This window comes from Microbulbifer harenosus (assembly GCF_005771435.1).
Taxonomy (GTDB): domain Bacteria; phylum Pseudomonadota; class Gammaproteobacteria; order Pseudomonadales; family Cellvibrionaceae; genus Microbulbifer; species Microbulbifer harenosus.
Genome location: NZ_VANI01000037.1, coordinates 1 through 2,626 on the forward strand (window position 1 = coordinate 1; position 2,626 = coordinate 2,626).

The window sequence follows — 2,626 nt, forward strand, 5'->3', positions numbered from 1 at the left end:
CCAACGCTATGCACCTTTTGTGCGGGTCGCTGCGCTCCCAGTTTCGCACAAAAGGTGCATAGCATTGGTCGCCCCTGTTGCGGGCGTTATGAGCTAATCGAGCATGCTTAAAAGGAAATGTCCAAAATGCTCTAAAAAGAGCCTGAGTGTTCCGATTCTTAGTAACAACTATGTATGCTCGGAATGCGTCTCAATTTTTCATCAGACTTGGTGGGCAAATCTCATAGAGACAATAGTCGCATCGGCAGTTGGGACAGCAGCATTCTTTTATCTGTTCTTTTACTTTAGCTGGTTTGCCGTTTTATTTATCTTTATCATGCTGCCACTACTGTTGGATCAGCTCTTTAGAAGATTCGGTCCAATAAAAATAGGTGGAGTAAAAGGTGTACTTCGTAAGCGCTCATAACAATCGCAAGCAGGATGCTCCGGCCCTTCGGGCCTCCGCGGGACGCCCAACGCTATGCACGTTTTGTGCGGGTCGCTGCGCTCCCAGTTTCGCACAAAACGTGCACAGCATTGGTCGCCCCTGTTGCGGGCGTTATATGCCTGAACCAAGGAGCAAACAATGAGAATAGACCTAGAGTATTTGTCGAAAATAGTAAACGTCTTTCTTGAGGCACCAACCGCCCATATAGAGATTCCTGATTTTGAAAAAAATGGAATACGGATAGAAGGCGAGCCAAAAACGTTTAATGAAAAGTTTGTCTTTCACATCCAAATAGCCATAGATAATCAGCTAATTTCTTCAAAATTTGGATCTGTTTTTACAATGAAAGATGTAGGTATGGACGAATCTCTTGATGGCTTAGCAAGCGTGAGCTGTATTCCAATCCGCCTAACGCAAAAGGGCCATGATTTTGCATGCTCTCTAGAGAATAAGGAGGTTCTGGAGAAGCTTAAGTCAGAATTCAAGAATGCTCCATTCAAAGTGATCTTCGAGGGCGGTCAAAAACTGCTGGAACACATCGGTAAGAAGAAGCTAGATGCGCTGCTCGCAGAGTAGGCATATAACAATCGCAGGCAGTTTGCTCCGGCCCTTCGGGCCTCCGCGGGACGCCCAACGCTGTGCACATATTGTGCTGGTCGCTGCGCTCCCTTTTTAGCACAATATGTGCACAGCATTGGTCGCCCCTGCTGCGGGCGTTAGAGTACACAAAGGAAGATCGAGTGGCAGAGATAATTTTTTATGTAGGCCTTGGGATATTTATTATCGGCGGAATCGGCCTACTTATAGCGGCCTTTAGAACTGGCATCCTCTGGGGGCTTGCAGTACTGCTCTTAGCACCAGTTTCCATAATTTATTTAATCGTCCATTGGCAAGATGCAAAAGGTCCATTCAAACTCCAACTTTTGGGAATTCTTGTGATCTTGGGCTTAGCCTATGCAAATGGCGGTTTGGAATTGCCGGGCTCGGTAAGTTCAAGCTTCTCCAACTTCAACGTATTAAAGACTGAAAATTCAAATTTCTATTCATCCAATCAGTCAAAGTCGCATTTCAAATGCGATGGCCGGCAGCATTGTAGCCAAATGACATCCAGAGAAGAGGCGGTGTTTTTTATAAGAAACTGCCCAAATACAAAAATGGATGGTGATAATGATGGGGTTCCTTGTGAGAGCGATTCCAGGTTCTGAGCCAGCAAACTCTAACAATCGCAGGCAGTTTGCTACGGCCCTTCGGGCCTCCGCGGGACGTCTTACCTTGTGCACATTTTGCGCGGGTCGCTTCGCTCCCATTTTCGCGCAAAATACGCACAAGGTAAGCCGCCCCTGCTGCGGGCGTTATGTTTAAGAGGAAACATCAATGAAGTTTAGGGTACTCCTGTTATGTATTTTTGCATGCCTAGTTTCTGGCTGCGAAAGTTTTCGATCTTATAGCTCCTACGAAGAGTATTTGTCTAAATTAGAGTATACAAGTCCAACCGCAAAATCATTGGGCGAGCTAAAAATTGATAGTTTACTGCTAAATGAATATGTAAAGGATGAGCTCGGGAGTAAAGGTCAAGTATATCAGTACATCGGTGAGGGTAAGTCCTTTTATCGCGCTTATGAAATTCCTAGTTCTGAACATAAGAGAGAGATAGAATTTGCTGCTGTATTCTCGTCAGTTGCAGGTATTTATGCACACGTAATTTACCCTACATTTAGAATTTACGATAGAAATTTTAAGTTAATAAAAAAAGAAAATCTTGAACCAAAGTTTTATGTTGGCGGTTTCAAGGTGCCAAGAAGTTTTATAATGAAAACAACCCTACCGAGTAATGCGCACTATTTAGTCGTCAACGGTGATCCACACTTCTTTGGTAAACCAATGCAATATGCAAGTACAATGGTTTCGCCTGCTCAATCTAGTATTGTAACCAATGTTAGTCAATCACAAGTCCCCATAGGTGCTGGAGGCCCATTCTTTATTCGAGTATCCAGTGAATAAACATAACAAGGCAATGCAGCCGACGGCCAGCTTTATGCACTTTTTGTGCGGTCGCTGCGCTCCCATTTTCGTGCAAAAAGCACACAAAGTAAGCCGCGTCTGATTGCGGCGTTATGGTGCCGGTCAGTATTTTTGATCTTTTCGTGGCTTCTGAAACTTCAGTGCCACTAAATAGCATCCAATATTGAGCCGCTTTGG

General features: G+C 44.6%; 4 protein-coding genes. 3 read left to right on the forward strand and 1 reads right to left on the reverse strand.

Annotated elements, in window-relative coordinates; genetic code table 11:
• Positions 1-565 precede the first annotated feature (565 nt).
• The 3 genes from FDY93_RS19135 (at position 566) to FDY93_RS19145 (ending at position 2,428) form a co-directional block, all read left to right on the forward strand.
• Positions 566-1,003, forward strand: a complete 438-nt coding sequence (locus FDY93_RS19135; RefSeq protein WP_138237360.1) for a DUF2513 domain-containing protein — start codon at positions 566-568, stop codon at positions 1,001-1,003.
• A 164-nt stretch (positions 1,004-1,167) separates the two neighbouring features.
• Complete coding sequence (locus FDY93_RS19645) at positions 1,168-1,632, forward strand: excalibur calcium-binding domain-containing protein (protein WP_220446260.1); 465 nt, start codon at positions 1,168-1,170, stop codon at positions 1,630-1,632.
• A 259-nt stretch (positions 1,633-1,891) separates the two neighbouring features.
• A complete protein-coding gene (locus tag FDY93_RS19145) occupies positions 1,892-2,428 on the forward strand; it encodes a hypothetical protein (RefSeq protein WP_138237361.1) in 537 nt (178 codons plus the stop codon).
• On the opposite strand, the gene FDY93_RS19650 is transcribed toward FDY93_RS19145, so the two are convergent.
• Positions 2,406-2,626: hypothetical protein (locus FDY93_RS19650; protein ID WP_220446261.1), on the reverse strand; the 221-nt coding region annotated here is incomplete at its 5' end. The genes FDY93_RS19145 and FDY93_RS19650 overlap by 23 nt on opposite strands.

Coding starts and splice junctions, on each gene's coding strand:
- FDY93_RS19135 (WP_138237360.1), top strand. CDS start 566: ATGAGAATAGACCTAGAGTATTTGTCGAAAATAGTAAACGTCTTTCTT.